At 67.0% G+C, this 26,836-nt stretch carries 27 protein-coding genes and 1 pseudogene; 11 read left to right on the forward strand and 17 right to left on the reverse strand.

What is annotated here, in order from left to right; genetic code table 11:
* Positions 1–26: 26 nt before the first annotated feature.
* A complete protein-coding gene (locus CDO44_RS19375; RefSeq protein ID WP_233146276.1) occupies positions 27–887 on the reverse strand; it encodes an alpha/beta fold hydrolase in 861 nt (286 codons plus the stop codon).
* Positions 888–976: 89 nt separating this feature from the next.
* Between CDO44_RS19375 and CDO44_RS19380 the strand changes: the two genes are divergently transcribed.
* On the forward strand, positions 977–1,723 hold the full coding sequence (locus CDO44_RS19380; RefSeq protein WP_087781924.1) for a pseudouridine synthase: 747 nt from the start codon (positions 977–979) through the stop codon (positions 1,721–1,723).
* An 18-nt stretch (positions 1,724–1,741) separates the two neighbouring features.
* Here the strand turns inward: CDO44_RS19380 and CDO44_RS19385 are convergent, their stop codons facing one another.
* The 3 genes from CDO44_RS19385 to CDO44_RS27670 form a co-directional block, all read right to left on the reverse strand.
* Complete coding sequence (locus CDO44_RS19385; RefSeq protein WP_158213342.1) at positions 1,742–2,767, reverse strand: tripartite tricarboxylate transporter substrate binding protein; 1,026 nt, start codon at positions 2,765–2,767, stop codon at positions 1,742–1,744.
* A 117-nt stretch (positions 2,768–2,884) separates the two neighbouring features.
* Positions 2,885–3,553 (reverse strand): GntR family transcriptional regulator, encoded by a 669-nt coding sequence (locus CDO44_RS19390; RefSeq protein ID WP_158213343.1) that lies wholly within the window; start codon positions 3,551–3,553, stop codon positions 2,885–2,887.
* Between the two features lie 19 nt (positions 3,554–3,572).
* Positions 3,573–4,229 carry a DUF4286 family protein gene (locus CDO44_RS27670; protein ID WP_158213344.1) on the reverse strand — a complete coding sequence of 219 codons (657 nt, stop codon included), beginning with the start codon at positions 4,227–4,229 and terminating at the stop codon, positions 3,573–3,575.
* Positions 4,230–4,353: 124 nt separating this feature from the next.
* Here CDO44_RS27670 and CDO44_RS19395 point away from each other — a divergent pair, with 124 nt between their 5' ends.
* The 3 genes from CDO44_RS19395 to CDO44_RS19405 are packed head-to-tail and all read left to right on the forward strand — an operon-like array spanning position 4,354 to position 7,348.
* Positions 4,354–4,932: an amino acid synthesis family protein gene (locus CDO44_RS19395; protein WP_087781927.1), complete on the forward strand. Its 579-nt coding sequence runs from the start codon at positions 4,354–4,356 to the stop codon at positions 4,930–4,932.
* 10 nt (positions 4,933–4,942) lie between these two features.
* Entirely contained in the window at positions 4,943–6,139 is a 1,197-nt protein-coding gene (locus tag CDO44_RS19400; RefSeq protein WP_087781928.1) for an amidohydrolase family protein, read from the forward strand.
* A complete protein-coding gene (locus tag CDO44_RS19405; RefSeq protein WP_087781929.1) occupies positions 6,140–7,348 on the forward strand; it encodes an NAD(P)/FAD-dependent oxidoreductase in 1,209 nt (402 codons plus the stop codon).
* Positions 7,349–7,544: 196 nt separating this feature from the next.
* Here CDO44_RS19405 and CDO44_RS19410 read toward each other — a convergent pair whose 3' ends face one another.
* The 4 genes from CDO44_RS19410 to CDO44_RS19425 are packed head-to-tail and all read right to left on the reverse strand — an operon-like array spanning position 7,545 to position 11,062.
* On the reverse strand, positions 7,545–8,156 hold the full coding sequence (locus tag CDO44_RS19410; protein WP_087781930.1) for a membrane integrity-associated transporter subunit PqiC: 612 nt from the start codon (positions 8,154–8,156) through the stop codon (positions 7,545–7,547).
* Positions 8,153–9,790, reverse strand: coding sequence for an intermembrane transport protein PqiB (locus CDO44_RS19415; protein ID WP_087781931.1), 1,638 nt, complete (start codon positions 9,788–9,790; stop codon positions 8,153–8,155). Before CDO44_RS19415 ends, CDO44_RS19410 begins: the two co-directional genes overlap by 4 nt.
* Positions 9,774–10,403, reverse strand: a complete 630-nt coding sequence (locus CDO44_RS19420) for a paraquat-inducible protein A (RefSeq protein WP_087781932.1) — start codon at positions 10,401–10,403, stop codon at positions 9,774–9,776. Before CDO44_RS19420 ends, CDO44_RS19415 begins: the two co-directional genes overlap by 17 nt.
* A complete protein-coding gene (locus CDO44_RS19425) occupies positions 10,400–11,062 on the reverse strand; it encodes a paraquat-inducible protein A (protein ID WP_087781933.1) in 663 nt (220 codons plus the stop codon). Before CDO44_RS19425 ends, CDO44_RS19420 begins: the two co-directional genes overlap by 4 nt.
* A gap of 244 nt (positions 11,063–11,306) precedes the next feature.
* Here CDO44_RS19425 and CDO44_RS19430 point away from each other — a divergent pair, with 244 nt between their 5' ends.
* Positions 11,307–12,032: an enoyl-CoA hydratase/isomerase family protein gene (locus CDO44_RS19430; RefSeq protein WP_087781934.1), complete on the forward strand. Its 726-nt coding sequence runs from the start codon at positions 11,307–11,309 to the stop codon at positions 12,030–12,032.
* A gap of 9 nt (positions 12,033–12,041) precedes the next feature.
* On the opposite strand, the gene CDO44_RS19435 is transcribed toward CDO44_RS19430, so the two are convergent.
* Both CDO44_RS19435 and CDO44_RS28410 read right to left on the reverse strand, forming a co-directional pair.
* Positions 12,042–12,566, reverse strand: coding sequence for a MarR family winged helix-turn-helix transcriptional regulator (locus tag CDO44_RS19435; RefSeq protein WP_087781935.1), 525 nt, complete (start codon positions 12,564–12,566; stop codon positions 12,042–12,044).
* Between the two features lie 151 nt (positions 12,567–12,717).
* Positions 12,718–13,716: pseudogene (locus CDO44_RS28410) on the reverse strand (Bug family tripartite tricarboxylate transporter substrate binding protein); the annotation flags it as partial.
* Between the two features lie 166 nt (positions 13,717–13,882).
* Between CDO44_RS28410 and CDO44_RS19445 the strand changes: the two are divergent.
* Positions 13,883–14,647, forward strand: a complete 765-nt coding sequence (locus tag CDO44_RS19445) for a hypothetical protein (RefSeq protein ID WP_087781936.1) — start codon at positions 13,883–13,885, stop codon at positions 14,645–14,647.
* Between the two features lie 21 nt (positions 14,648–14,668).
* Here CDO44_RS19445 and CDO44_RS19450 read toward each other — a convergent pair whose 3' ends face one another.
* Genes CDO44_RS19450 through CDO44_RS19460 form a run of 3 tightly spaced genes read right to left on the reverse strand, consistent with a single transcriptional unit; the run spans position 14,669 to position 17,491 of the window.
* Positions 14,669–15,673 carry a TauD/TfdA family dioxygenase gene (locus CDO44_RS19450; RefSeq protein ID WP_158213345.1) on the reverse strand — a complete coding sequence of 335 codons (1,005 nt, stop codon included), beginning with the start codon at positions 15,671–15,673 and terminating at the stop codon, positions 14,669–14,671.
* A 53-nt stretch (positions 15,674–15,726) separates the two neighbouring features.
* Positions 15,727–16,494, reverse strand: coding sequence for an HpcH/HpaI aldolase/citrate lyase family protein (locus CDO44_RS19455; RefSeq protein ID WP_087781938.1), 768 nt, complete (start codon positions 16,492–16,494; stop codon positions 15,727–15,729).
* 28 nt (positions 16,495–16,522) lie between these two features.
* Positions 16,523–17,491 (reverse strand): tripartite tricarboxylate transporter substrate binding protein, encoded by a 969-nt coding sequence (locus CDO44_RS19460; protein ID WP_087781939.1) that lies wholly within the window; start codon positions 17,489–17,491, stop codon positions 16,523–16,525.
* Between the two features lie 244 nt (positions 17,492–17,735).
* Between CDO44_RS19460 and CDO44_RS19465 the strand changes: the two genes are divergently transcribed.
* The 3 genes from CDO44_RS19465 to CDO44_RS19475 all read left to right on the forward strand — a co-directional run bounded on the left by CDO44_RS19465 (position 17,736) and on the right by CDO44_RS19475 (position 20,188).
* Positions 17,736–18,713 carry a tripartite tricarboxylate transporter substrate binding protein gene (locus CDO44_RS19465; protein WP_158213346.1) on the forward strand — a complete coding sequence of 326 codons (978 nt, stop codon included), beginning with the start codon at positions 17,736–17,738 and terminating at the stop codon, positions 18,711–18,713.
* Positions 18,714–18,765: 52 nt separating this feature from the next.
* Positions 18,766–19,785, forward strand: a complete 1,020-nt coding sequence (locus CDO44_RS19470) for an isopenicillin N synthase family oxygenase (protein WP_158213347.1) — start codon at positions 18,766–18,768, stop codon at positions 19,783–19,785.
* Positions 19,786–19,876: 91 nt separating this feature from the next.
* Complete coding sequence (locus CDO44_RS19475; protein ID WP_087781942.1) at positions 19,877–20,188, forward strand: DUF1330 domain-containing protein; 312 nt, start codon at positions 19,877–19,879, stop codon at positions 20,186–20,188.
* A 62-nt stretch (positions 20,189–20,250) separates the two neighbouring features.
* Here CDO44_RS19475 and CDO44_RS19480 read toward each other — a convergent pair whose 3' ends face one another.
* From CDO44_RS19480 to CDO44_RS19495, 4 genes are all read right to left on the reverse strand, one after another.
* Positions 20,251–21,240: a tripartite tricarboxylate transporter substrate binding protein gene (locus tag CDO44_RS19480; protein WP_087781943.1), complete on the reverse strand. Its 990-nt coding sequence runs from the start codon at positions 21,238–21,240 to the stop codon at positions 20,251–20,253.
* A 46-nt stretch (positions 21,241–21,286) separates the two neighbouring features.
* On the reverse strand, positions 21,287–22,306 hold the full coding sequence (locus tag CDO44_RS19485; protein WP_158213348.1) for a TauD/TfdA family dioxygenase: 1,020 nt from the start codon (positions 22,304–22,306) through the stop codon (positions 21,287–21,289).
* A 35-nt stretch (positions 22,307–22,341) separates the two neighbouring features.
* Positions 22,342–23,325, reverse strand: coding sequence for a tripartite tricarboxylate transporter substrate binding protein (locus tag CDO44_RS19490; RefSeq protein WP_087781945.1), 984 nt, complete (start codon positions 23,323–23,325; stop codon positions 22,342–22,344).
* Between the two features lie 223 nt (positions 23,326–23,548).
* On the reverse strand, positions 23,549–24,355 hold the full coding sequence (locus CDO44_RS19495) for a LysR family transcriptional regulator (RefSeq protein ID WP_233146277.1): 807 nt from the start codon (positions 24,353–24,355) through the stop codon (positions 23,549–23,551).
* Between CDO44_RS19495 and CDO44_RS28150 the strand changes: the two genes are divergently transcribed.
* Together CDO44_RS28150 and CDO44_RS19505 are read left to right on the forward strand one after the other, a co-directional pair.
* Complete coding sequence (locus tag CDO44_RS28150) at positions 24,257–25,309, forward strand: tripartite tricarboxylate transporter substrate binding protein (RefSeq protein ID WP_233146278.1); 1,053 nt, start codon at positions 24,257–24,259, stop codon at positions 25,307–25,309. The two genes, CDO44_RS19495 and CDO44_RS28150, sit on opposite strands and share 99 nt — an antisense overlap.
* Positions 25,306–26,832, forward strand: a complete 1,527-nt coding sequence (locus CDO44_RS19505) for a sulfatase-like hydrolase/transferase (protein WP_087781947.1) — start codon at positions 25,306–25,308, stop codon at positions 26,830–26,832. Before CDO44_RS28150 ends, CDO44_RS19505 begins: the two co-directional genes overlap by 4 nt.
* The last annotated feature ends 4 nt before the right edge of the window (positions 26,833–26,836 follow it).

Raw genomic sequence — 26,836 nt, forward strand, 5'->3', positions numbered from 1 at the left:
TACCGCAACGCGTCCGGCGCAACAGTTCAGCCGAAAAAGTCCGCCAGCAGCCGGTTGGTCGCCTCCGCCTGCTCGTACTGCACCCAATGCCCGGCATCGGCGACACTCCGCCACGCGCGTTCGGGACGGCCGTCGACCCACATGGGCCCCACTCGCCCGGGATCGGCCGTCACGTCGTGCTCTCCCCACAGGAACAGGATGGGCATGGCGAATCCGTCCAAGATCGCCTTCATCGGACCGCCCAGCGACAAGGCCTTGCTGCGGAAGCGGGTGGCCTCGCATGCCTGCCGGTGCACGGCCATGGCCAGGGCATCGATACGGCGTTCGTCGTGCAGCATGAGCGCGCGCAGATTGTGGCGCAGGTCTTCCAGGAGCGCCTGCTCGCCGCTCGCCAGCCGCCAGTTGACCATGGCGGCCTGCTGCCGCCTGGGCGTGCCATGGCCCGCGGCACCCACCAGCGCGAGCCGCGCGACGTGCCCCCGATGCGCCGCCATGCGGGCGGCGCAGAGCCCCCCGAAAGAAAAGCCCGCCAATCCGATGGGCGTCTGCGCGCCCACGAGCCGGTCCAGCGTGGCGGCCGTGGTGGCGACCAGGTGGCCCAGGTCGGCGGGCGCCGACAAGGTTCCCGACTCGCCGAACGACGGCAGGTCGGGCATCCATAGCGTGTACCGGCTTGCCAGCGCGTCGACGTTGCGGATCCAGTGCCGCCAGCTTCCATGCCCGCCATGCAGCAGCACCAACGGCCGGCCCTGGCCGGCCGAGCGCCAGCGCACGCGCGTGCCGGCATGTTCCACGTCGTGCCGCGTGGTCATGGCCTCCACGGCGGCAATGGTCCGGACGGCGTCGGCCATCTCGTCCGGGCGGAAAATCGGCTGGGTATCGTTCATGGGATCGAAGCTTAACCCGGCGCTCCGCCGGGGGGCTTCGCGCCATCCTCTAAACTAGCGCCTGCACCCATTCTCCCTGAAGCCGCCGCATGTCCGAACCCGTCCGCTTGTCCAAACGCATGTCCGAACTGGGGCTTTGCTCCCGCCGGGAGGCCGACGAATGGATCAGCCGTGGCTGGGTGCGCGTCGACGGCGTGGTGGTCTCGGTGCTGGGCAGCAAGGTGCTGCCGCACCAGAAGATCAGCGTCGAACGCGAGGCCAGCGCCGAACAGGCGAGGCGCGTCACCATCCTCCTCAACAAGCCGGTGGGCTATGTCAGCGGACAGGCCGAGGACGGCTACCAGCCTGCCGTGACCCTGATCAAGGCCAGCACCCGCTGGAGCGGCGACCGCTCACCCACCCGTTTCCAGCCCAGCCAGCTGCGCAGCCTGGTACCCGCGGGCCGGCTGGACATCGATTCGGTCGGCCTCCTGGTCCTGACCCAGGACGGCCGCATCGCCAAGCACCTGATCGGCGAGGACTCCACCGTCGACAAGGAGTACCTGGTGCGCGTGCAGTACACGCGGCCGGGGCGCCTGCCCGACAGCGGCCTGAAACTCCTCAATCACGGCCTGTCGCTGGACGGCAAGCCGCTGCGGCCGGCCAGGGTCCGCTGGCAGAACGAAGACCAGCTGTCGTTCGTGCTGCGCGAGGGCAAAAAGCGGCAGATTCGCCGCATGTGCGAGATGGTCGGCCTGAAGGTGGTGGGACTGAAGCGGATCCGCATCGGCGGCGTCGTGCTGGGCGACCTGCCGCCGGGGCAATGGCGGTACCTGCGGGCGGACGAACGCTTCTGAACGTTCGCCCCCGCGCGCTCAATCGAGCGACGCCCCCGACTCCTTGACCGCCGCCGACCAGATCTTGTTGTCCTGGACCAGCTTCTTGGCGAACTGCTCCGGCGTATTGCACAGCACCGAGACGCCGATGTTGGCCAGCTTGGCCGCGAAGCCCGCGTCCTTGCCCGCCTCGGCCAGCGAAGACGCGATGCGGTCGACCACCTCCTTGGGCGTGCCGGCGGGCGCCGCGATGCCGTTCCACGTCTCGGTGGAGAATCCCGGATACCCTTGCTCGGCCACCGTTTTCACGGAAGGCAGGTCGGCCGAGCGCTGATCGCCCGACACCGCGACCACGTGCAGGCGGTTGCTCTTGACGTATGGCAGGACCTCGGCAACGTTGGCGAAGTACATGGGCACCTGCCCGCCCACGACGTCGGCGATGGCCGGCGCGCCGCCGCGATAGGGAGCATGGATCATGGAAAGCCCCGCGCGCTTGACGAACATCGCCATCGTCAGGTGGCTGACCGAGCCGCTGCCCGCCGAGGCGTAGGCGACCTGGCCGGGCCGCGCCTTGATGTAGTCCACGAGTTCGGGCAGCGTCTTGCCGGGAAAGCCGGGGCCGACGGCGAGCGCGAATTCGTTGGTGGCGACGATGGACACCGGCGCGAAATCCTTGATGGGGTCGTACCGGACTTTCTGCAGATAGGGAACGATGGCCATCTGCGGCAAGGTGGCCATGAAGAGGGTATAGCCGTCGGGCTTGGCGCGGGCGACGTAGTCGGCAGCGATGGCGCCGTTGGCGCCCGGGCGGTTGTCGACCACCACGGTCTGCTTGAGCTGCGTGGTCAGCCATTCCGCCGTGATGCGCGCAATGCTGTCGGTATTGCCGCCCGCGGCGAACGGCACGACCAGCGTGATCGGGCGCTCAGGCCATGCGGCTTGCGCGCCGCCCGCCATGGCCGACATGGCGACAACCGAGAACAGGGCTCCGAGGCCGGCCGCCATGCGGCCCCGAAGCCCTCCGTGGAGCCGCGCGATGCGCGCGGGGGTAATTCGCCAATTCATCTTCATCTCCCATCCTTGCGGTACGTGGTTGAAAAAACCCCCGCGCTTGCCGCTTTGCGGCAGCGCTGCCCCCGCCAAGGGGGCGTTTTCATCTTGGGGCGGCCCGACGATGAAAAATCAGGCAGCCTGGTTCATCGCTCGATATACCTCGCGCGCTTCGGCCTCGGCGGCCTTCACGTGCGCCACCGCGGCCGCGCGCGCGGCGCGGGCGTCGCCCTTCTCCAGCGCGGCATAAATGTTCTCGAGTTCGCGCACGCTGTGCTTGGCGCGTCCGGGACTGGCCATGGTCCTGGCTCGCAGGAAGTTGATGCGCGTCAACAGGCCATGCAGCACCTCGCCCATGATCGCGTTGCCGCAGCACTGGATGACGACCTCGTAGAAATCGGCGGTGGCCGAAATGCGCGCCTTCCAGTCCTGCTGCTCGACGGCATCGGCGAAGGCATCGAGCGCGGCGCGCATGCGGGCCAGGTCCTCGGGCTGCACGCGGGCGGCCGCCAGGGCAGCCGCCTCCCCTTCGAGCAGAGCCCGCAGGTGGTAGATGTTCTCGGCCTCTTGCCAGCTCAGCTCTGCTACCGAAGGCCCCTTGTTCGGGACAATGGTGATGAGCTTTTCGGTCGCCAGCACCCGCAGCGCCTCGCGCACGGAAGTCCGGCTGACGCCCAGCAGGCTGCACAGCTTGGCTTCGACCAGCCTTTCGCCGGGCTTGAAGTACCCGCTGGTGATGGCCTCGCGTACCAGGCGCACCGTTTCCTGCTGCACCGATCGCGGGGAAATTTTCAGTTCCATGCTTGTCGTGTCTCCACAGTTACAGCGCCGGCATCTGCCTGGCCCCATGGCGATCGAAGAGGTCGTACACGCCCTTGAACCAAGGCTGCACCGCCAGGCGCTCGCGCCAAGGTGTAGCACGAGCGCGCGCCCGCGCCGGCGACTCCAGCGCCGCGGCATCGTCCAGGTAGTGCAACGCGAGGCGGTTGTAGTGGCCCGGCTCGCCGTCGCGGACATGGAAACGGCGCACCGCGCGCCATTGCGGGCACTCCAGCAGGAGCGGGACATGGTCTTGCTCGTACCAGGCGTCGAAATCGGCCAGGTTTTCCTGCGGCACGTTGAACCAGACCGGATAGAGCACCGGCGCGTCGATGGCCTGCGGCGAAGGATCCCCGGCGCTGCCGATTTCCTCGCACAGGTAGCGCGTGAACCCCGATACGTTGCGCAGCATCCAGGCGGTTTCTTCCGACGGATGCTGCTTGATGGCCTGGTAGGCGACGGTGCGCAGCGCGGCCAGGTCGTCCATCTCGTATACGGCCAGGTAGTTGCGCTCGGCGCCCGTGTAACGCTGGGCGCTGACGAACCCGCGCAAGCCCATGCGAATGGGGATGTGTTCGCCGTCGTACCAGCGGTTGAACTTTTCCTCCCAATCCGGGGCAGGCGTCATTTCGGAAAAAAGGATGGCGCGTCCGCGCATGAAAGTTCTCCGTCCGGCTTCGATTGACTTTATGATTGTATGACAATAACATCGTCAAACATTCTGTACAACAAGAATTTGGCCTTACCCATCCCCGGGAAATGGCAGACCTCAGGAGCGATGCATGCAATTGAAAGTACGCAGGTGGCAGGCGGTGCTGGAAGAAAAACTGGAAGAGGCCGGCCGGATCGCGGACGGGCCCCTACGCAAGGCGGCCATCATCGCCTTTGTGGAAAACCCTTATGCGGGCAGGTACGTGGAAGACCTGTCGCCCATGATCGAGGCCAGCCCCGAGCTGGGCGCCCGCATGGCGGCCAAGCTGCGGGAGGCCTATGGCGACCATCCCGTGCTCTCGTACGGCAAGGCGGGCGTGGTGGGCCTGGGCGGTGAACAGGAGCATGCCAATGCCCTCCTGACGACGCCGGCCGCCGAGCCGCTGCGGCGCGAGATCGGCGGCGGCAAGGCATGGATTTCCTCCGTGACCAAAGTGGGCGGACCGGGTACCGTGCTGGACGTGCCGCTCGCCTCCAAGGACGCGCTGTACGTGCGCGCGCTCTACAACGCAATGACGCTGTACTTCCCCGACGGCCCTCTGCCCGACGAGATTGCGCTGGTGTTCGCGGTCTCCAACCGGGAGCGGCTCAACGCCCGGGTCGGCGGCCTGCAGCTCAAGGATGTGCAAGGCAAGGACGGACTCATCTGAGGAGAACGCGATGAAACTGGCTATCGTCAACCTGGGTCGGATCCTGACCGGCGAATGGCGCGAACCCCATGCGCCGGGGGACGCCATCCTGATGCAGGACGGCCTGATCTCCAAGGTCGGCACACTCTCTTCCAGCGAGGTCGAGAGCGCCGACGTGGTCATCGACGCGGCAGGCACCACGGCCATCCCCGGCCTGATCGACTCGCAGGTCCACAATACATTCGGCGACTACACGCCCCGCCAGAAAACGGTGGGATTCCTGGAAAGCTACGTGCACGGCGGCGTCACGACCGCCATCAGCGCATCGGAAGTCCACGTGCCCGGACGTCCGAAAGACCCCGCGGGCGTCAAGGCGCTGGCGGTCGCCGCCCTCAAGTGCTTCGAACATTTCCGGCCGGGCGGCATGCGCGTCTACGCAGGCTCGATCATTCTCGAGCCGGGCCTGAAGGAGCAGGATTTCGCCGACGTGGCCGCACAGGGCGTGTGGCTGGCCAAGGCCGGTTTCGGCGCCGTCAAGTCGCCGTTCGAATATGCGGAGATGGTGGGCTGGGCCAAGAAGCACGGCATGATCACCACCGTGCATACGGGCGGCTCGTCCATCCCCGGCTCTTCGGGCATCTGGGCCGATCACCTGATCGCGATGCAGCCCCACGTATCGTTCCACGTCAACGGCGGCCCGGTGGCCATGCCCGACGAAGACTTCCCCAAGCTGGTCCACGAGTCCCAGATCGCCTTGCAGGTCTGCACTGCGGGCAATCTTCGCACCACGCTCATGCTGGGCGACATGGTCCGGGCCGCCGACCAGTTCGATCGCTTCCTGATCGCCACCGACACGCCCACCGGCAGCGGCATCATGCCGCTCGGCATGATGTACACCATCACGCACCTGGCCAGCCTCACCGACATGCCGGTGGAATGGGCCATCGCCGCGGCCACCGGCAACAACGCGCGGGTCTACGGCATCAACAGCGGTTTCATCCAGCCGGGCAAGGACGCCGACGTCATCCTGCTCGATGCCTGCGTGGGCGGTTCCAAGAGCGATCCGCTCGATGCCTTGCGCAACGGCGACATCGCCGCCGTGTCGGCGGTGGTGACCGACGGCGTGCCGCGCTTCGTCGGCAAGAGCCGCAACACGCCGGCCGGCAACCGGCCGGTCCGCGTGGCCCGCTGCAACATCCCGCAAGACTATTCCGCGGGAGGCCATTGAATGAGCAAGCACATTGCGATCGTCGGCGCCGGGCCGGTCGGCGTCGTCGCGGCGCTGGCCGCCGTGCAGCAGGGATTCCGGGTATCGCTGTACGAGGCCGAAGCCCAGGTGGACGACAGCCCCCGGGCGGCCACCACGCATTGCTCGACGCTGGAAATGATCGCGCGCGTAGGCCTGATCGACCGCTTCATCGCCGAAGGGCTGACTGCGCGCTACTTCCAGTTCTGGGACCAGACCACGCAGAGCATGGTGGCGCAGTTCGACCATGAGATCCTGAAGGACGATACGCCCTATCCGTTCGTCGTGCAGACCGAGCAGCACAAGCTCGGGAATATGGGAATCGAAAAGCTGCGCAGCTACGCCGACGCCGGCGTGCATTTCCGGCACCGCATCACCGCCGTGTCGCAAGACGCGGACGGCGTGACGCTCACGGCCGCGACGCCCGACGGCGAGATCCGCATCCAGGCCGACTACGTCATCGCCGCAGACGGCGGACGCAGCGCCCTGCGCAAGGCGCTCGACATCCCGTTCGAGGGCATCACCTGGCCCGAACGCTTCATCGTCATCACGGTCAAGGACGATTTCGAGCGGCTGATGGGATGCTGCTATCGCAACTACCTCGCCCATCCCGACGCGTGGACCAATCTCTTCAAGATATCCGGCGACGACATGCAGGGCCGGTGGCGGGCCGTCTTTCCCTCGCAGGTCGACGAGACCGACGAGGAGGCGCTGGGCGATGCCGCCGTGGCGCGCCGGCTGGCCCACGTCTTCCCCAAGGCCGAGCCCTACGAGGTGCTGCACCGGAACATCTACCGCGTCCACCAGCGCGTCGCGGCGCGTTTCCGGCAGGGCCGGGTCTTCCTCGCGGGAGATGCCGCCCACGTCAACAACCCCATCGGCGGCCTCGGGTTGAACTGCGGTATCCATGACGCCATGGAACTGGTCGACACGCTGGCCGCCGTGGAACGCGGCGAGGCGGACGCCTCGGTGTTCGATCGCTACGAGCGCAGGCGGCGCCAGCTGAACATCGAGTTCGTGCAGCAGCAGACGGTCAACAACAAGAAGCGCCTGGAAGAAAAGGATCCGGTGGTGCGGGCCCAGGCCCTGGACGAGGTGCGCAGGATTTCGGAAGATCCGCAAAAGCACCGTCAATTCCTGCTGCGCAGCTCGCTCATCGACAGCGTGCGCAAGTCCAGGACGATCGACTAGGAGGTGGTCTCGATTGCGGGGGGTGGGTTCTTGATCCGTCCTTGGCCGGTGGGGCGCAGCGGAGCCGGTCCCGCTGCGCCCCACCGCCCGCCCGGCCCCGGCGCATCGCACAAGCCCGTGTGAAGAACTCAACAGCCGCGGACACGCCGTGGCTGGACCGGACCGCTGCCGGCCGCAGTGCGCGGACCTCGGCGGCTCAACCCGCCGAGCAATGCGCCACCCGGCCGCCGCCCGCCGCCGCGCGCACGCTGGCGGCAATGGCGTCTGCCACTTGCGCGACCATGCCCTGGTGAGCCGCCACGACGTCGGGCACCGACGGCCCCACGGCGGCCTGCTCGAACCGGCCGAGGCACACCTGGCCGGGGCCCGCCGAGGCGCCCTTGACCGACCACGCCACGTCCGCCTGCACCGGACCGCCGAGCCTCGCGTCCAGGCGGGAGAACTCGACGTTGATGCGATAGGCCGGCTTGCCCGCAACGCCGCCCTTGGCCACGTCCACCGCGTGAAGCCGGCTCTGGAGAGCCGACGACAAGGCATCCTGCAACTCGTCCCCCAGCGACGCCGACCACCGCTGCTGTTCGAGCATCTGCACCTGCGCAGCGTCTTCGCGCAGCACGATCTGCCGGCGTCGCAGGCGTTCGGGCAGGGCCACGGGCGCGAGGTCTATCACCATGTCGGGCGCGACGGCCGGAGGCGCGGCCGGCGCCTCGCCCTGCAACGTGTAGATGCGCGGAGCGGGAGGCGCGGCGCATCCCTGCAATCCGCCTACCGCGGCCAGCGTCGCCATCGACAGTATGAAGCTCTTCATCGTTCTTCCTTGGGCTTTCCGCGCAGCAGCGATTGCGGATTCTCTTCGAGATAGTCGGTCAACTGGCGCAGCGAATTGGCGGTGCGCATCAATTCCTGCAAGGCCCGGCGCAGATCCTGCTGCAATGGCGCGTCGGCCGAGAAGGTGCCCTCGGCGGCCTTGAGCGTCTTGCGGGCATCCTGCATGGCGGCGACGATCTCCGGCGCCACCTGGCCGTCGAGCCGCTGCACCAGCTTGTCGGCGGACGCCATGGTGGCGCGCATGCCGGCCAGCGCCGACGACAGATCCTGGCCGATGGCATCGAAAGGCACCTTGCCGATCTTGTCCACGATCTCGGCCAGCTTGTTCTGCAGTTCGTCGAAGGTGCCCGGCACCGTCGGAAACTCCTGCAAGCCATGGCTGTGGCCGAGCCTGGGCGCCGCCGCGCCCTTGAAGAAGTCGATGGCGACGTAGAGCTGCCCGGTCAGGAGGTTGCCGTTGCGCAACTGGGCGCGCATGCCGCGCTGGACCAGCGCATCCATCAGGCGCTGCCTCCCCTCGGCGTCGAGCGCGCCCGGGTCGCCCGGCTGGCGCAGGCCCAGCCGCGAGGGATACAGATCCACGACGACCGGCAGCCTGAAGGAATTGGTCTCCTTGCGGAACTCGATTCCGATGGAACGGACCTCGCCGATCACCACGCCGCGGAAATCCACCGGCGCCCCGGGCGACAGCCCGCGCACCGACTGCTCGAAATACATCACGACGCTGGTGGGCGCGCCGTCCTCGACCTTGAGCGCGTCCTCCTGATTGTCGGCCAGCTGGAACACCGCATCGTTCTGGGCGATCTGCCCAGGCGGCAGATTGGGCGAGTCGAGGAAAGAAACCCCGCCCAGCAGGACGGTGGCGATCGACTCGGTCTGCAGCTTGAGGCCGTCGGCGTTGAGCTTGAGGTTGACGCCGCTGGAGTGCCAGAACCGGGTGCTGGTGGTGACGAAGGAATCGTAGGGAGACTTGACGAACACCCTCACCGTCACGCCTTTGCCATCCTTGTCCAGGTCATACGCCACGACCTGCCCCACGCTGACGCGGCGGAAATACACCGGCGACCCGATGTCGAGCGAACCCAGGTCGTGGGCATGCAGCACGAACTGCTTGCCCGGCGTGTCGGCCGTGACGATGGGCGGCACCTCCAGTCCGACGAAGGACGTGGCGCGCTCTTCGGAGCGCCCGGCGTCCACGCCGATGTAGGCGCCCGAGAGCAGCGTTCCCAGTCCGCTCACGCCGCTGGCGGCGATGCGCGGCTTGACCACCCAGAAGCGGCTGTCCTCCACCGCGAAGCTACTGGCGTCGGAGGTCAGTTCGACTTCGACGATGACGTGGGAGCGGTCTTCGGCGAGCCGGATGGATTGCACCTGCCCGATATCGACCTCCTTGTACCGCACCTTGGTCTTGCCCGCCTCGATGCCTTCGGCGGAGCGGAAGCTGATCTCGATGGTCGGCCCGCGCCCATACCAGCTGTCGAGGGCGAAGGAGAGGCCGGCGATTGCGGCCACGATGGGGATCAGCCACACCAGCGACGGCAGCCAGCGGCTGGGCCGGCGGCGCACGGGATCGCCCGGCGCAGCGTTCGTGGGGGTTTCAGGCTTTTGTGTCATGGACGTCTACCGGGTCCCAGATAAGGCGAGGATCGAAGCTCATGGAGGCGAGCATGGTAAGCACGACGACCGCGCCGAAGGCAATCGCGCCGGGTTCGGGCCGGACGGTGGCCAATGCGTCCAGGTGCACCAGCGAGGCCAACAGCGCCACGACGAACACGTCCACCATGGACCAGCGGCCGACCGCCTCCACCATGCCATAGAGACGGGTCCGCTCGAGAGGCCGCCATGTCGAACGGGCCTGCGTCGTGACCACGAGCATGAGCAGTACGGCGAGCTTGAAAATCGGAATGACGATGCTGGCGCAAAAGACCACGGCGGCCACGAAATACGATTGGTCGTGCCACAGGTAGACCACGCCGCTCATGATGGTGTTGGATTGCGTACCGAACAGGGTGCCGGTCGTCATGATGGGCAACAGGTTGGCCGGCAGGTAAAGCACCATGGCGGCCAGCAGAAACGCCCAGGTGCGGCGCAGGCTGTCGGGCTTGCGCAGGTTCAGGGCCGCGCCGCAGCGGGTGCACGCCGAGCCCGCGCGGGAGCGCGGGAAAATGGCGGTGCATTGCGGACACTCCACCACGCCGGCCTGCGCCGCCGTACGCACCGGCTTCATCGAGCCTCCTCCGCCATGCGCACGCGATCGGCCTTCTCGACCGATTCGGCGTACTCCCACAGATCCGCCGGGTCGAAACTGACCACGATCGCCAGCAGCACCGTCAACACCCCGAACGCCCATAGCGCGGGCCCTGGAATCACGGTGGCCATGGCGGACAGCTTCACCAGCGAAGCCACGATGCCGAGCATGAAGACTTCGATCATGCCCCAAGGCCGGCCCAGGCGCACGACGCGCACGACGGCGCCGAAACCGGCGGGGACGCGACCGCCCGACAGCGGCACCAGGAGGTAGGCCAGCAAGCCGAGTTCGAGCAGCGGGAACAGCATGGTGGTGGCAAGGACCAGCAGCGCGACCGAGAACATGTCCTCCTGCGCCAGGGCCCTGACGGCGCCCCATACGGTGGTTTGCGTGCTCACGCCCTGGATTTCCATCGTGACGATGGGAAAGGCGTTGCAGATGACGTATACGATCAGGCTGGCCAGCACGATGGGCAGCAAGATGGGATAGCGCCGGTCGTTGTTGCGATAGAGCTCCGTACCGCAGCGCTGGCAATAGGCGCGTTCGCCGGGGACGAGCGCGAGCCTGCGGTAGGCGGCGTCGCAATGCGGGCACAGCTTCAGGGCCGTATCGGCGCGGCAACTCGAAGGCAGCGGCATGGGGATGGGGCCTGGATGCGGGACGGCGCCTGCCGGCCGCAAAGGCATATACAAACACCGTTGTATGTAAACACTCCGTGCATGATATAGCAGAACCGGCCGGCCGCCCCACTCGGGGAGAGGCGGTGGCGACGCATCCGCCTGTTGACGGGCGCCGTCCATTTACTTATCCTGCATCACATACTTGAGTATTGATACTACCTTCCACCGTTCACGGCGGACACGCCGCCATACAGGACTTTCCATGTCGAATGCGCACGCCAATGCCGCCGGCTCCGGCTTTACGTACTCCACCGAAGACGGATGGGGACATCTGCGACTGGACAGGCCGCAGGCGGGCAACCGGGTCGCGCTGGAAGCGCTGGCTGCCATGACGGCCCTGCTCGACAGCGAACGCGGACGCGCGGGCGTCCTCCTCCTGTCGGCGGCGGGACCGGATTTCTGCCTGGGCCGGGAACGGGCCGAGCAGGCCGCCCCGATCCCCCCTTTCGACGCGTTCAGGCCGGTCGCCGCCTTCTACCGCGCCTTGTCGGAGTTTCCCGGCCTCACGATCTCCGCCGTGCAGGGACGGGCGGCGGGATTCGGCGTGGGCATGGCCCTGCGCACGGACGTATGCCTGGCATCCGACGACGCGAGTTTCACGCTCGACGAAATCCCGCACGGCATCCCGCCCATGTTCGTGCTGAGCGAACTGGTCGACCACATGCATCCCAAGCATCTGATGGAAATGGTGCTGACCGGCCGCACGGTGGCGGCCCCGGAGGCGCTCGCCATGGGCATCGCCTCGCGGACCCTGCCCGCCGGCCAATTGCTGTCCACGGCCAGGGAAATGGCCGGACGGCTGTCGGGATCCAAGGCGGACCTGGTGGCAGTGTGCAAGCGCTATACGCGGCAGATCCGCGCCGTGCCTCATGCCAGCCGCCTCGATGCGGCGCTGAGCGCGCAGACGCGCTATGCCGTGGGCGGCTGAAACGGCCGTTCAGTTCAGCGCCAGCCCGAACCCGGCGTAGAAGGCGAAGATTTCCATGGCCGCGCGCTGGTCCGTTTCCGACAGCTTGCCGTGGAAGTACTGCACTTCCCTGTGCAAGTCTTCGACGATGGCGTGCAGGATCTCCACACCCGCCGGCGTCACGCAAGCCCAGGTGGCGCGACGGTCTTCTTCCGACGGCACGCGGCGGACGTAGCCGCTGTCCTCGAGCTTGGTGACGAGCCTGGACGCCAGCGCGGACGACGAAATGTCGAGGCGTTCGGCCACCTGCCCGATGGGCAGGCGCTGGTCGGGCGAGCCATAGATCTGCACTAGCGCCTGCTGTTCCAGCGGCTCGAGCCCGTGCTTGCGCACGCAGTCGTCGATGATGCGCTGGACCCGCCGTATGACGTACCTGGCGGACGCCACGTTCTGCATGTAATCGTGGAACTCGTAAGAGTGGAAACCGTGGTTCGTGTCGACCCACTTGACGAATCGCAAACCGCTTTTTTCCGGGCTGACGCGCTTTCCGGCCATGTGTCGTCCTCTTGATTCTTTCCTGCCGCGCGCATGGCGGGATGCGGCAGCCGGGCAAGAAATTTGCCTTTAGTAGTGTATCAAAAACACTTACTTGGAACGGACACTGCGCCGTCGGCGGCGGTCGTTCGGGGAAGATGCCGGCGGTCTCGGCAATTCGCCGCCAGCTGCTCACGGCCCCCTTCAGCATGCCGGCGAACTCCTCCGGACTGGTGCCGACCGGCTCGGCGCCTTCGGCTACGAGGAGCCTGGCCACCTCTTCGTCGCGCAATAGCGCACGCACCTCGCCATTCAAGCGCGCCACCACCTCGGCCGGCGTTCCCTTGGGCGCGGCCAGGCCATGCCACAGTCCGCTCTCCAGATCCACCCCCTGCTCCCTGAAGGTCGGCACGTCGGGAAGCAGGGGCGAACGGCGGCTTGCCGCGATGCCGATCGCGCGCAGCCGCCCTTCCCGGACGTGGGGCAGGACCGGAACGACACTGGCCACGCTCATTTGCGTCTCGTTCGAAATCGTGGACAGCATGGCCGGCGCACCGCCACCATAAGGAACGTGGACCAGCTTCAATCCCATGGTGGTCTGCACCAGCTCGGCGAACAGGTGATTGACGGTTCCCTGGCCCACCGACGAATAGTTCAGGCTTCCCGGAGGCCGGCTCTTCGCATAAGCCTTGAACGCCGCGAGCGAATCGGCAGGCACGCCGGGATGCACCACCATGACGAAAGGCGCCTTGGCGATGAGCGAAATCGGCGCGAAATCGTTCATCGGATCGAAGGGCACGGTCTTGAAGATGCTGGGGTACACCGGCAGCGCGGTCCCTGCCCACAAGAGGGTATAGCCGTCCGGCTTGGCACGCGCGACCTGGCTGGAGCCGATCATGCCCGCCGCCCCGGCGCGATTCAGCACGACGACCGGCTGTTTCAACCGTTCCTCCAGCTTGCGCGCGACGAGCCGCGCGACCGGATCGACCCCGCCACCCGCCGCATAGGGAACCACGATGGTGACGGGACGCGATGGATAGCGCTCCTGGGCGGCGCCTGGCATGCCCGCGGCCATCAAGACGAGGCCGGCGCCCACGCAGCCGGCGACGGCGGAAGCGCCGGGGCTGGAACGAACGGCATGAGGCACTCCCGTATCGCGATGCATGGGCATTTCCCCTCTCCTGGCCGGCGGCCAAAGCTACTTATCTAAATATATGACTCAAGTTATTTTTTATTCATTGGCATAGTCGATGATTGACAATCATGGTTCAAGTAAATATCTTGAATAACTCACTTCAGTAAATCAATACGGCCCATTCCCCCGGGAGCTCGACACGATGATCATCGCCATATCGGACACCGCTGCCAGGCAGCGATCGGCGGTACTGGCCGCGGACGGCATCATTCCCCCGAGCCGCATCGAGTACATCGGAAGCCGGCCAGGCCGCGGCGGCGCCGGGCAGCCCCAGGCGTTCACCATCGAGATGACGCCGGGGCAGGAATTTGGCGCCCACTACCACACCGTGGACCAGTACCAGGTGATTCTTCATGGCGAGGGGCGCATAGGCCGGCGGGAAGTCTCGACCTACTCGGTGCACTACACCGACCGCTACACCGGCTATGGTCCCCTGGTCGCCGGCGAGAGCGCCATGCACTACATGACGCTGCGCGCCGAGGCCGACCCGGGCCCGCAATACATGGGCCAGCCGGGGGCCAGGGAGCGGATGCGGCCGTCCAAGCGCCGGTTCCTGCTGAAATGCGACATTCCCACGCTGGGCGCCGAGGAGCTGGCGCGGCTGGAGCAGCCCCGGATCGATACGCTGTTTCCCGCGCACGACGATGGCGTCCTGGCCCTCGCGTGGCGGCTCGGTCCGTCCATGACGGCCTTGGCCCCCGACCCTGCGCAGGGCGGCGGCCAGTTCCTGCTGGTCATGGACGGTGAACTTCTGCTCGATGAACCCCTGGGACGCCACTCGACGATCTTCGTCCATCCCGGCGATGAAAGCGTCGCCATGCGGGCCGGCGCCGCCGGGGCCCAGGTCCTGCTGATGCAGTTCCCGCGCGGCGGTCAGGCGGAGACAGCGCCCTCCTCCCCGCAGTAATGCGCGGGCCCGGCGCCGGATTCAACTCGGCAGGCGCGCCAGCCCATAGCCGTTGAGCTGGGGAAAGTCGGGCGGCAGACGCCGGCGCTCGCGGCACGTGAGCCAAAGCCGCAGCATGTGGCGCTCGCGCCCCGGCTCGGGCCAATCCTCGAAGTCCGTGCGCGAATGCAGCATCGTGTAGTTGTTGCACAGCTGGATATCGCCCGGGTTCAGGTCCATGTCGAGATGCAGCCGCGGATCGCGCGCCAGCTCGTCCAGGCAATCCAGCGCTTCCACCTCGAGCGCGGCGAGGGGCTGCCCGAGTTTCGCGGCGCCCGCTTCGATCTGGGCACGCACATACCGGCAGCTGACCAGGCCGTCCACCTGTCCGAATACCGGCACGCGATGCGGCGTGACGGGCGCATCGCTCAGGGCGGCCTCGCGCCGGATGTAATGGAACCCCCGGTACAACGGCGCCAGGTACTCGGGATGGCGGCGCCGGATCTCGTTGTGCAGCGTCAGCGCGCTGACGATGCTGCTTGCGCCGCCGGACTTGGCGCGCCGCAGGCACATGAGCCCGACCTCGTCGCAGCCGTCGGAATGGAAGGGCAAGTGCGCGTTGGTTTCGTAGCCGCGCACGTCGATCTTGCCGAACTGGCGCCCGTAGTCCTTGACGTGGCCCAGCAGTTCGCCGCGCGGGTTCTGCATGACGGCCATGCCCAGATACGCCCCGAGTCCCCAGAAGACCATGCCCGCCTCTTCATCGGTATAGCGCTCGGCGGGAAACCCGGTCAGCACCGCAAAGCCCCGGCCGCGTTCGATCTCGCGGGCGCAGCGTTCGAGCTTGGCCGCCACGCGCGGCAACGGGAAAGTCTCGCGGTCGACCTGCGGCAGTTCCAGCCCGCGCGCCTGCGCAGCGCGCAATGCGCGCTCGATCTCCTCCAGCTCGTCGTCGGTGAAGGCCTCCATCCAATCCCGCCGCGCGCCGAGTTCGGCGCCGATCCAGGCATCCGGCGATGTGATGGCATCCATGTAGACCGCAGACATATGCGTCGTTCTCCTCGTTCTCCAGCTGTTCGCCGGACGGTACGCCACCGGTCCTAGCCGGCGGCGGCCGTCCGCATGGAAGCAAGGCCGCCGCGCAATGCGGCGCCAAGCAGAAAGGTGAGCATCATCGTGTGATAGGTCATGCCCATGGCCACATGTTCCCGGCAATCGTCGCCGGAAAACGCGTTGGCCCCGACTGCCACGCCGGCGCGCTTGCAGGCGGCCACGCATTCGGCAACCGCCGCGCGCACCGCCGGGTGCTTGCCTTCGCCGGACAAGCCCAGCGAATAGGACAGGTCGGTTGGCCCCACGCACACCGCGTCCACGCCAGGCACGGCGAGGATGTCGTCTAGATTGGCCATCGCGGCGGCGGTCTCGATCATCAGGATGACGGCGATCGCCCGATCCGATGCCTCGACGTGCGCGGGGCCGCCGGCGAATCCATAGCGGGCCGCGGGCGTCGAAAACGCCACCGAGCGCGACCCGGCCGGAGGATAGCGGCAGGCCTGCACGATGCGCCGCGCCTGGTCGGCGGTTTCGACGAGCGGCACCTGGATGCCGCAGGCCCCGGCGTCCAGCAGGCGGGGAATGTCCCGTTCGAACGTGCGGACGATCGGCGCGAGGCCGACGCCATGCGCGGCGCGGATCGCCTCGCCGACGGTTTCCACGCTGGCGGGGCCATGCTCGTTGTCGATGACGACGAAATCGTAGCCGGCATAGCCGCACATCTGGATCAGCGCGGGCTGCGGCGTGCCCACGGATATGCCGTGTACGTGCCGGCCCTCGCGCAACCGCGGGGCGATGCTGTTCTCCAGGTTCATGCCAGGGCTCCCAAGCGGCCGACGGTCGTCATTGAGGCTTCAGATCCATGGCGCCGGCCAGGGTCCTGAATTTGGCGTTCTCCTTGCGTACGTTGCGCACCGCCGCTTCGCCCACGCTCCACGAAGGCGCCAGCCCCAGCTGTTGCAACTGCGCATTGGTATCCGCGTCGCGCGCGACCTTCTCCAGCGCCGCCTGCAAGCGCGCATACACGTTCGCGGGCACGCCCTTGGGCACGAATACCCCGAACCAGCCGCCAGCCTCGAAGCCCGGCAGCCCCTGCTCGGCGATGGTGGGAACCTCGGGCGCCAACGGGCTGCGTTGCAGCGAGGAAATGCCCAGTGCCTTGACCTGTCCGGCCTTGAGCAGCGGCAGCACGGCCGAGGTATCCGCGACCGTGAACTCGACATGCCCGGCCGCGACGTCGGCCAGGCTGGGGCCGGTCCCCTTGTAGGGTACGTGCAGGAATCGGATGCCGGCCTCGCGTTCGAACATGGCGATGAAGAAAGGATTGGCGCTGCCGCCGGTGGCGGCGGTGACGGGCTCCTTCTTCCGGCGCGCATAGGCGATCAGCTCCGGGATATTGGACGCGGGCACCTTCGTGTTCACGACGAATATCTGCACGCCCGTCGCGGCGATTGCGACCGGCGTGAAGTCGCCGTCGGCATCGTAGCGGACGCTGGCATTGATCAGCGGCAGGATGGAAATGGTCGCGGTGGACCCCAGCAGCAAGGTGTAGCCGTTGGGCGCGGAAGACGCCACGGCTTGCGCCCCGATAGCGCCTCCCGCTCCTCCCTTGTTGTCGACGTAGACCGGCTGCCCCAGTTCGCTGCCCAGCTTGTTCGCCAACAGCCGCCCTACCGAATCGACCGGCCCGCCGGGCGGGAACGGCACCACCAGTTTGACGGGCGCCGCCGGATACGCCGGTTCGGCAGCGAGCGAGACCGGCGTCAGGGCCGCCATAAAGATCGTGGAAAGAACGAGGCGCCAAGCTTTCATGATACGTCCGCGTGGAAGTTTCGATCTAGATTAATGCACAAAAATAATTTATTCAAGTACGATATTTTAGTTATCGAATCATAAATTGGAGGGCGGCGGATGTCAACGCCGCTCGTTCGCGCTCCTTCAAACGGATATCGCCGGCCCAGAAAAAATAGTGCACAAAAGTATGGTTTTAAAGTACCATAAAAAGAATAGCAAGCGGCTGCCCATCAGGCGAACAGGTTTTCAGAAGGATGGATCCATGGTCTCGATTGTCCGCGCGGGATGCTTTCTGCTGGCCACGGCCGGCATGCTGCCTGGATGGGCGCCGGCGCAGGCCTCTTATCCCGCCCGGCCCTTGACCCTGGTCGTGCCCTTTCCCGCCGGCGGCCCTACCGACCTCATCGCCCGCGTGCTGAGCACGAAGCTGTCCGAGTCGCTCGGCCAGCCGGTGGCGGTGGAGAATCGCCCCGGTGCGACGGGCAACATCGGCGCGGCCCACGTCGCCCGCGCCCGGCCCGACGGCTATACGCTGCTGCTCGGCACCAACAACACGCACGGCGGCAATCCCGCGCTCTACAAGTCGACCGGCTACGACGCCATCAAGGATTTCCGCCCCATCGGCCAGATCGCCTACCAGCGGAACAGCCTCGTGGCATCGCCCGATGCGCCCTTTGCCACGGTTGCACAATTGGTGGAACGCGCGCGCACCCGGCCCGAGGCAATACGGTTCGCCTCGCTGGGCAACGGCAGCGGAGCCCACGTCGCCGGCGAATTGCTGCAGCTCGCCTCGCATACCCGCATGACGCACGTCCCCTACAAGGGCGTCGCGCCGGCGCTGCTGGACTTGATGCGCGGCGAAGTGGACATCATGTACGTCGGGCTGCCGAGCTCGCTGCCCTTGCTGCGCGCGGGCAAGCTCAAGGCCTTGGCCGTGGACGGCGGGCAGCGGTCGGAAGACCTCCCCGACGTGCCGACCTTGGCGGAGTCGGGATTTCCCGGCATAGAGATCGAACCGTGGTACGGGCTGCTGGCACCTGCCGGCACGCCCGACGCGGTCGTCCGGCGCTTGAGCCGTGAAACCCTCAAGGCCTTGGACGACCCCGCCCTGCGCAAGCAATTCCTCGATGCCGGCTTCCACATCCGCGGCTCGACGCCTGAGGAATTCGAACGATTCATCCGCGGCGAACTGGCGCAATGGGCGCAGCGAATCCGGCTGTCCGGCGCCCGGGCGGACTAGGACTCCGCGCATCCTCATTGCCCAAGCGGCTTCACTCCACTGGGAGACATCCATGGCCTTACCTCTATCCAAGCAGATATCCACGGCGGAAGTGCCCGTGGTCGACCTGGCCCCCATGCACGACGGCACGCCGCAGGAAAAGGCCCGCCTGGCCGCGCACATGGCCGAGGTCTGCCGGGACATCGGCTTCTTCTATGTCGTCAACCATGGCTTGACGCCGTCCGACATGCAGGCGCCGTTCGAGGCCGCCCGGCGCTTCTTCGCGCAGCCTGCCGAGCGCAAACAGGCGATCGCCATGGCGAACTCGCGCGACTACCGCGGCTACCTGCCGATGAAGACGCTCGGCGACGACCCCTCGCTGAAAGGCAATATCCACGAAGCCTTCCATTTCTATCTCGAACGCGATGCGGCCCATCCTTCCGTCGCCGATGCCAAGCCGCTGCGCGGACCGAACCAGTGGCCCGGCGATCTGCCGGGCTTTCGCGATGCGCTGTTGCGCTACTACGAGCAGGTCGACGCACTGGCCTACCGCATGCTGGGACTGTTCGAGCAAGGGCTGGGCCTGCCGGAAGGCGGGCTGCGCCGCTACTTCAACGACCCCATGACCATGATCCGCCTGCTGCACTATCCCCCCCAGCAGCCGACGGACTCGGGCGAACACATCGGCGTTCGCCCTCACACCGACAACGGCGCTTTCACCATTCTTTCGCAGGACGATGTGGGCGGACTGGAGATCCTCGGCCGCAGCGGCGACTGGATCGCCGTCCCGCCCATCCCCGGCAGCTTCGTGATCAACCTGGGGGAAATGATGAAGCTGTGGAGCGACGGCATTTTCCTGGCGACCCCGCACCGCGTGGTCAACCGGTCGGGACTGGAGCGCTATTCCGTGCCGTACTTCCTGATGCCCGACTACGACACGCGCATCGAGCCGCTGGTGAAGAACTCCGGCGAATTCAATGAACCCGTGCTCCACAACACCATCGCCCGTGGCCAGCAATTGAGCTGCGGCGAGATACTCGGCGCGGTCTGGCAGCGCATCTGGCCCAGCCTGGATCGCCAGCGCGTCGACTAGGCATGGTGCATTCCCCAACCGCATTCCCCGGCGCCGGCCTGCGTCCGCACCACGGCCGCGCCGGACCACACCCATTTATCGCGAGGTATTGATGAGCTGCTATCTGATCAGTGAAATCGAATGGCTGGACACCGAACCCATGAAGCGCTACCTGCCGCTGGTGGAACTGTCCAAGCAGAAATACGGCGGACGCTATCTGGTGCGCGGCGGCAATCCCCGGCTGTTGGAAGGCGAAGGCAACGTCAGGCGCATGGTGGTCACCGAGTTCGATTCGGTCGAACAGGCCATGCGGTGGTGGAACTCTCCGGAATACGCGGAGGCCAAGGCCATACGCCAGCCTGTGACCAGATGCCGCGTCGTGCTCGTCGACGGGGACATCGAACGCGAGCTGCCTGCGGCGTGATGGCCGCGGCCCGCCGGGCGGATCGGGACCCGGCGGCGCCCTCGTGGACGGACCTCAATGATTCAATCGATGCGCAGGTTGCCGCTGCGGATGAGGTTGCGCCACTTTTCCGTTTCCTTGCGCACTCGCTCCCGCGCCGAGGAAGCATCGGTGGATACGGGCAGCACGCCGGCCGCGCGCATGCGCTCCTGGACTTCGGGCTGCGACATCTTGGCGGCGAGCTTGCTGGAGAGCGCCTCGACGATGGCGGCGGGCGTACCCGCCGGCGCGAATACCCCGAACCAGCCGCCGCTTTCCACGCCCTTCAATCCCTGTTCGTCCAGCGTGGGCACCGCCGGCACGAGGGGATTGCGCTGCAAGGCGGCGATGCCGAGCGGCTTGAGCCGGCCGGCCTCCAGGAACGGCAGGATGGCCGAGACGTCGGCCGCCACGACCGGGACGTGGCCGGCCACCACGTCCGCGATGGCCGGTCCCGTGCCCTTGTAGGGCACGTGGGCGAGGACAATGCCCGCCTCTTTTTCCAGCAGGTGCAGTGCCAGGTCGTCGGGCGTCCCCGCCCCGCCGGCAGCGGCCGCCAGCGGCACCCGCTGTTCCCGTGCATAGCGGATGAAGCCCGGCATGTCGCTCACCGGCACCTTGGGATTGACGGCGAAGATGTGGACGCCGGTGGCCACCACACTGATGGGGACCAGATCGCGCTCCGGATCGTAACCTACGTCGGCCTTCATGGACGGCAGGATGGAAATCGTCGCAGTCGATCCGACCAATAGCGTGTAGCCGTCGGCCGCGGCATGGATGGCCGCCTGGGTCCCCACCGTTCCCGATCCGCCGGGGCGATTGTCCACGTAGACGTTCTGGCCAACCGCTTCTCCCATCGACTTTGCCACCAGGCGCCCGATGACATCCACCGGGCCTCCGGGCGCATACGGCACGATCAGGCGTATGGGACGGGCCGGGTAGGGTTCCGCGCCCGAGACGGGCCCGGCGGCAAGCGCTCCCGCCGAGGCCAGGACAGTGACGAACAGCCTTCTTGCCGCATCGATCGAACGCATTTCACGCTCCGCATGGGGAATGTGGGGGAAAGACGGCCTGGGCGGTTCATCCGCCGAAAGCCACCTCGGTAAGCTGCCCCAGGCCGTAGCCGTTGTGCTGGGGAAAATCGGCCGCCAGCGGCCGCCTGCGCCGGCAGGTCAACCACAGGCGCAGCATGTGTCGCCGTCGGTCCGGTTCGGGCCAGTCTTCGAAATGCGTGCGGGAGTGGAGAATCGTGTAGTTATTGCATAGCTGCATGTCCCCGGGCTGCAGGTCCATGTCGATATGGAAACGGGGATCGGCGGCCAGGCGATCGAGGCAGTCCAGCGCCTCGCGCTCGAGGGCCGTCAGCGTCGTGCCGGTTCGAGTGCATGCCGCCTCGATCTGCGCCCGGACGTAGCGGCAGCTCACGACGCCGTCCCGCTGGCCGAATACGGGAACGCGCGTGGCGGTGACCGGATCGTCGGTCATGGCGGCCTCGCGTTTGATGTAGTGAAAGCCGCGATACAGGACAGGCAGGAATTCCGGATGACGCTCGCGGATCTCGTTGTGCAATGCCAGCGCGCTGACGATGCTGCTCCGGCCGCCGGCCTTGGCGCGGCGCAGGCACATCAGCCCGACCAGGTCGCAGCCGTCGGTATGGAAAGGCAGGTGCGCGTTGGTTTCGTAGCCGCGCACGTCGAGGTTGCCGAATGTGCGTCCGTAGTCTTTCACGTGGCCCATCAATTCGCCCCTGGGATTCTGCGTGACGGGCAGGCCCAGGTAAGTGCCGATGCCCCAGAAGACCGCCTCGACGTCCTCGGGCGCGTAGTCCTGCGCCGGAAAACCCCGGACCACGACGAATCCGCGCCCGTTTTCGATCTCCTCGGACCACCGCGCGAGCCTGGCCGCCAGCCTGGGCAGCGGAAACGTCTCCCGTCCGATGCGCGGGAGGTCGAGCTCCAGGGCGCGGACGTTGCGCAAGGCCGCATCCAGTTCCTGGAGGTCCCGCTCATCCAGGTGGTGAATCCAATCGTCTTCACGCTCGAGATCGGCGCCTTTCCACGCCGCGGGATGATCGATGGGCTGCAGGTAGACATCGGACATGAAACAGGCTCCATAGATGGCGGACAGCCGCCGGCTCACTCGGACGGCTTGATGCCGAACTCGGCCACCGCGCGCCGCCATTTCAGGCTTTCATCTTTGACGTGCGCGGCAAACTCGGCACGGCCGCTGCCGGTGGCCGTTACCCCTACGCCGGCGAGTTTGGCCTTCACTTCCGGGTCGGACACCGCGCGCCGCACCTCTTCGGCCAGGCGGTCGAGCACGGCCTCCGGCGTTCCGGCCTTGGCGAACACACCGAACCAGCCGCCGCTCTCGAACCCCGGCAACCCCTGCTCGGCCACGGTCGGCAGATCGGGCAGGACCGGGCTGCGCCGCGGCGAGGCGATGCCGATGGCGCGCAGATGGCCGCTTTCCAGAAACGGCAGCGCCGCGGCCAGCTCCACCACCATGAACTGGATCACGCCGCTTGCGAGATCGTTCAGGGCCGGTCCGCTCCCCCGATAGGACACCCGTTGCAATTGGAGGCCGGTATCGCGGGCGAAGATGTAGCCGGCCAGATCCTGCGGCGAACCGAGGAAGGTGCCGAAGCTGACCGGTGTGCGCTGCGCCTTGGCGAAGGCGACGAACTCGCGCACGTTGTTTGCCGGCGTCTTGCTGTTGATCACCAGCACGTGCGGACCGGTCGCCACCAGGCCGACCGGCGCGAGATCTCGCCCCACGTCGTACTGGATGGCGGGCGAGATATTCGGAAGGATGGAAATCGGCGTGGGCGATCCCATCAACAGCAGATAGCCGTCCGGGGCGGACTTGGCGACGACCTGGGTTCCGATCGCGCCCGACGCGCCGGACCGGTTCTCGACCACCACGGGCTGGCCCAGCCCGGCGCCCAGCTTCTGCGCCACCACCCGACCGATGATGTCGAGCGAGCCGCCGGGCGGATAAGGCACGACCAGGCGCACGGGCTTGTCGGGATAGGGTGCATCCCCCGCCGCCGCAAGCCCCGACACCGCCACGCAGGCCCAGGCGGCACACGCACCTACCCACCATCCGTACAGACGCATAGGTTTCTCCCCGAAAGCGCAGGCACGGCGGTATCGCCGGCAGCCGGATATATCGCACAAAAGGCGATTATATGAATATGGTACTCAAATTACATACTTGATTGAAAGCAGTCAACCGTTTTCTGCGCACGTAACGGCGGCGCGCGTGCCGGAGGGCGGAGCACGGGAAGCGTTGGGGTGGCCTCGCGCCGTGGCCAGGCGCGAGGCGGAAGGGAAAGGCGGCTCAGCGCTGGCGCGACATCTCGGCCGCCTCGGCCTGCAGGCAGTCGATCAGCGCGAGCATGTTGGGAGAAGGGTCGAGGCTCGGGTGGCGAAGGATACCGATCGGCCCGAAGACCGGGGGCAGTTCCATTTCCAGGATGGAAAGCCGGTGGCGGCGAGCATGATAGGCAGCGACCGACCGCGGCACCACAGACAAGGCCTGGCTGCTGTCCATCAGGACCATGTTGTTGACGACCGAAGCCGACTCGATCCGCGACGATGGACGAATGCCCTGGCGCTGGAACAGCATGTCCAGGCCGGCGCGCACCGGACTGCCCTGCGGCGGCATGATCCACGGATAAGCCGCGAGCGCCTTCCATGAAAGTTTTCGCCGCGCCGCCAGCGGATGATCGGCGGAACTGCAGACGCACATCGGCTCTTCGCACAGGATCTGCTGCACGAGTTCCTGTCCGCCGGCCCGTGCGCCCAGCCGTGCCACCACGAGGTCCAGCTTGCGGGTTTCGAGGTCGGGCAGGAGCGCCTCGATCGATCCTTCGCGTACCAGGACGTTCACGCCGGCGGCTCGCTGTTCGAACCGCAGCAGCGCATGCGGCACGAGATACGCGGCGGACGACGAGTTGATGCCGATGGCGATGGTCTCGATGCCCAGGCCGCCCGGCTCCGACCATTCCCGCCCCATGCGTTCGAGATCGCCCAGGACCCAGCGGGCATGCCTGATCATCGAGACGCCATGGTCAGTGGGAAAAGTTCCCTTGGACGTGCGGTCGAACAGCCGGACGCCAAGCATGTCCTCCAGTTCGGCCACCATCCGGGACACGGCCGGCTGAGTGGTGGCCAGGCGGCGCCCGGCGCGCGAGCCGCCTATCCGGATCGTCCCGTAACCCTCGTCGTGCCCTCGGTGCCCGGCGGGGCCGCCGACATGGTGGGGCGGCTGGTCGCCGAAAGCCTGGGCAAGGCGTGGAACGTGCCCGTCATCGTCGAAAACAAGCCGGGCGGCGCAACCATCATCGGCACCCAGGCGGTGATCAAGGCCCCGCCCGACGGCTACACCCTGCTGCTGGGCATCGACGCCTCGTTCATCGCCGTTCCCTATCTGATGGACCGGATGCCGTACCAGCCGCGCAAGGATCTGGAGCCCATCTCCACGGTATCCACGTTGCGCTACGTGCTCGTCGCCTCGCCCTCCGCGCCGTTCAAATCGGTCGAGCAGGTGCTCGACCAGGCCCGCGCCCGTCCCGAGACGATTACCTATGCCAGCGGCGGCGAAGGATCCACGCACCACCTGGGCATGGAACTGTTCGCCCAGGAAGCCGGAGTCTCTTTCAAGCACGTGCCGTACAAGGCGGCGCCGCAAGGTTTCGTGGACGTCATGGGCGGACACGTCGACATGATGTTCCTGGCCGCCAGCACCGCCATCCAGCCGGTCAGGACCGGCAAGGTCCAGGGGCTGGCCAACACTTCCGCCACGCCCATTCCCGACCTGCCCGAGCTCCCCATGCTCAAGGACAAGGTGCAAGGCTTCACGTTCGATAGCTGGTTCGGGCTGTTCGCGCCCGCCGGCACTCCAGCCTCGGTCATCGAGACCTTGAACGCCTCGGTAAGAACCGTGCTGCAAAGCGCCCACGTCCGCGAGAAGCTCCAGGCCCAGGGGCTGGCCGCGGGCGACGGCGGTCCGCAGGGGCTGCGCGACCGCATTGCCGGCGACACGCGCCGGCTCGCACCCGTCATCGCCAAGATCAAGAGCCTGCAGGGCAAGCCATGAAACGGCCCAACATCCTGCTCATCACCACGGACCAGCATCGCGGCGATTGCCTGGGCTTTGCCGGACGCCGCGTCAAGACGCCGCATATCGACGAACTCGCGCGCACCGGCACGCACTTCTCGGCCTGCATCACCCCCAACGTGGTCTGCCAGCCGTCGCGGGCATCGATCCTGACCGGATTGCTGCCGCTCACGCATGGCGTGTGCGACAACGGCATCGACCTGGACACGCGGACGGGCGAAGCCGGCTTTGCCGGCAGCCTGGCGGCGGCCGGATACGCCACCGGGTTCATCGGCAAGGCGCATTTTTCCACCCACCACACCTTCGCCCGGACCGGCCGGCCCGAGTGTCAATACAGCGAAGCCGACATGGGCGAGGATTGGTCGGGCCCCTACATGGGCTTTCGGCACGTGGAACTCGTGGTCGAAGGCCACAACTACTGGCTGCCCACGCCGCTTCCGGGCGGGCTGCATCATTCACGCTGGTACTACGGCGACGGGCTGGGCGAAATGCGCAATCGCCTGTACCAGACCGATCTCGGCCCGCCCAGCGGCGCGCCGCAAACGTTCAATTCCGGCTTGCCGGTGGCATGGCACAACTCCACATGGATAGGCGACCGCACCATCGACTTCCTGCGCAGGCATCGCGGCGAATCCTTCTGCCTGTGGGCCTCGTTCCCGGATCCCCATCATCCTTTCGATTGCCCCGAGCCGTGGTCGCGCCTGCATCATCCCGACGAAGTGGACCTGCCGCGCCATCGCAGCACCGATTACGACCGCCGTCCCTGGTGGCATCGCGCCAGCATGGAAAGCAAGCCGGTGGGCAACGCCGAGGTACAGGCGCTGCGCCAGAATTTCTCGCGCATCCCTACCCAGCCGGACGAACCCTTGCGGCGCATCATCGCCAATTACTACGGCATGATCTCCCTGGTCGACCACCAGGTGGGACGCATCCTCAACGCACTGCGGGAATACGGCCTGGACGACGACACGCTGGTGGTCTTCACCTCGGATCACGGAGAATGGCTGGGGGACCACGGCCTGATGCTGAAGGGCCCGATGCCGTACGAGGGGCTGCTGCGGGTGGCCATGGTGGCACGCGGCCCCGGCGTGGCGGCCGGTCGCCAGGTGCGCGATCCGGTTTCCACGCTGGACCTCGCGGCGACGATGTACGACTACGCAAGGGCCGAGGCCCTGGGTCCCGTGCATGGCCGCAGCCTGCGTCCCTTGCTGGAAGGCGGCGCGGCAAGCCGCGATTACGCGTTGAGCGAATGGGACGTGGCGGCCTCGCGCTGCGGCGTGGAGCTGAAGCTGCGAACGGTGCGCACGCGCGACTGGAAGCTTACGCTGGAACAGGGGACGGGCGCCGGCGAGATGTACTGCCTGGCCGACGATCCGGACGAGATGGACAATCTGTTCGACGATCCCGGCTACGCCAAGCGGCGCCGCGAGCTGACGGACATGCTGCGCGAGCGGCCCGCGGACCAGTTGCCGGGACGCTTGCCGGCCTCGGGCATCGCCTGAGCGG

The organism is Pigmentiphaga sp. NML080357 (assembly GCF_002188465.1).
Classification (GTDB): domain Bacteria; phylum Pseudomonadota; class Gammaproteobacteria; order Burkholderiales; family Burkholderiaceae_B; genus Pigmentiphaga.

What these genes read in the sequence shown, in the direction of transcription:
- CDO44_RS19375 (WP_233146276.1), bottom strand. Translation starts at nt 887, where the DNA reads ATGAACGATACCCAGCCGATTTTCCGCCCGGACGAGATGGCCGACGCC.
- CDO44_RS19380 (WP_087781924.1), top strand. Translation starts at nt 977, where the DNA reads ATGTCCGAACCCGTCCGCTTGTCCAAACGCATGTCCGAACTGGGGCTT.
- CDO44_RS19385 (WP_158213342.1), bottom strand. Translation starts at nt 2,767, where the DNA reads ATGAATTGGCGAATTACCCCCGCGCGCATCGCGCGGCTCCACGGAGGG.
- CDO44_RS19390 (WP_158213343.1), bottom strand. Translation starts at nt 3,553, where the DNA reads ATGGAACTGAAAATTTCCCCGCGATCGGTGCAGCAGGAAACGGTGCGC.
- CDO44_RS27670 (WP_158213344.1), bottom strand. Translation starts at nt 4,229, where the DNA reads ATGCGCGGACGCGCCATCCTTTTTTCCGAAATGACGCCTGCCCCGGAT.
- CDO44_RS19395 (WP_087781927.1), top strand. Translation starts at nt 4,354, where the DNA reads ATGCAATTGAAAGTACGCAGGTGGCAGGCGGTGCTGGAAGAAAAACTG.
- CDO44_RS19400 (WP_087781928.1), top strand. Translation starts at nt 4,943, where the DNA reads ATGAAACTGGCTATCGTCAACCTGGGTCGGATCCTGACCGGCGAATGG.
- CDO44_RS19405 (WP_087781929.1), top strand. Translation starts at nt 6,140, where the DNA reads ATGAGCAAGCACATTGCGATCGTCGGCGCCGGGCCGGTCGGCGTCGTC.
- CDO44_RS19410 (WP_087781930.1), bottom strand. Translation starts at nt 8,156, where the DNA reads ATGAAGAGCTTCATACTGTCGATGGCGACGCTGGCCGCGGTAGGCGGA.
- CDO44_RS19415 (WP_087781931.1), bottom strand. Translation starts at nt 9,790, where the DNA reads ATGACACAAAAGCCTGAAACCCCCACGAACGCTGCGCCGGGCGATCCC.
- CDO44_RS19420 (WP_087781932.1), bottom strand. Translation starts at nt 10,403, where the DNA reads ATGAAGCCGGTGCGTACGGCGGCGCAGGCCGGCGTGGTGGAGTGTCCG.
- CDO44_RS19425 (WP_087781933.1), bottom strand. Translation starts at nt 11,062, where the DNA reads ATGCCGCTGCCTTCGAGTTGCCGCGCCGATACGGCCCTGAAGCTGTGC.
- CDO44_RS19430 (WP_087781934.1), top strand. Translation starts at nt 11,307, where the DNA reads ATGTCGAATGCGCACGCCAATGCCGCCGGCTCCGGCTTTACGTACTCC.
- CDO44_RS19435 (WP_087781935.1), bottom strand. Translation starts at nt 12,566, where the DNA reads ATGGCCGGAAAGCGCGTCAGCCCGGAAAAAAGCGGTTTGCGATTCGTC.
- CDO44_RS19445 (WP_087781936.1), top strand. Translation starts at nt 13,883, where the DNA reads ATGATCATCGCCATATCGGACACCGCTGCCAGGCAGCGATCGGCGGTA.
- CDO44_RS19450 (WP_158213345.1), bottom strand. Translation starts at nt 15,673, where the DNA reads ATGTCTGCGGTCTACATGGATGCCATCACATCGCCGGATGCCTGGATC.
- CDO44_RS19455 (WP_087781938.1), bottom strand. Translation starts at nt 16,494, where the DNA reads ATGAACCTGGAGAACAGCATCGCCCCGCGGTTGCGCGAGGGCCGGCAC.
- CDO44_RS19460 (WP_087781939.1), bottom strand. Translation starts at nt 17,491, where the DNA reads ATGAAAGCTTGGCGCCTCGTTCTTTCCACGATCTTTATGGCGGCCCTG.
- CDO44_RS19465 (WP_158213346.1), top strand. Translation starts at nt 17,736, where the DNA reads ATGGTCTCGATTGTCCGCGCGGGATGCTTTCTGCTGGCCACGGCCGGC.
- CDO44_RS19470 (WP_158213347.1), top strand. Translation starts at nt 18,766, where the DNA reads ATGGCCTTACCTCTATCCAAGCAGATATCCACGGCGGAAGTGCCCGTG.
- CDO44_RS19475 (WP_087781942.1), top strand. Translation starts at nt 19,877, where the DNA reads ATGAGCTGCTATCTGATCAGTGAAATCGAATGGCTGGACACCGAACCC.
- CDO44_RS19480 (WP_087781943.1), bottom strand. Translation starts at nt 21,240, where the DNA reads ATGCGTTCGATCGATGCGGCAAGAAGGCTGTTCGTCACTGTCCTGGCC.
- CDO44_RS19485 (WP_158213348.1), bottom strand. Translation starts at nt 22,306, where the DNA reads ATGTCCGATGTCTACCTGCAGCCCATCGATCATCCCGCGGCGTGGAAA.
- CDO44_RS19490 (WP_087781945.1), bottom strand. Translation starts at nt 23,325, where the DNA reads ATGCGTCTGTACGGATGGTGGGTAGGTGCGTGTGCCGCCTGGGCCTGC.
- CDO44_RS28150 (WP_233146278.1), top strand. Translation starts at nt 24,257, where the DNA reads ATGCCTGATCATCGAGACGCCATGGTCAGTGGGAAAAGTTCCCTTGGA.
- CDO44_RS19495 (WP_233146277.1), bottom strand. Translation starts at nt 24,355, where the DNA reads ATGGTGGCCGAACTGGAGGACATGCTTGGCGTCCGGCTGTTCGACCGC.
- CDO44_RS19505 (WP_087781947.1), top strand. Translation starts at nt 25,306, where the DNA reads ATGAAACGGCCCAACATCCTGCTCATCACCACGGACCAGCATCGCGGC.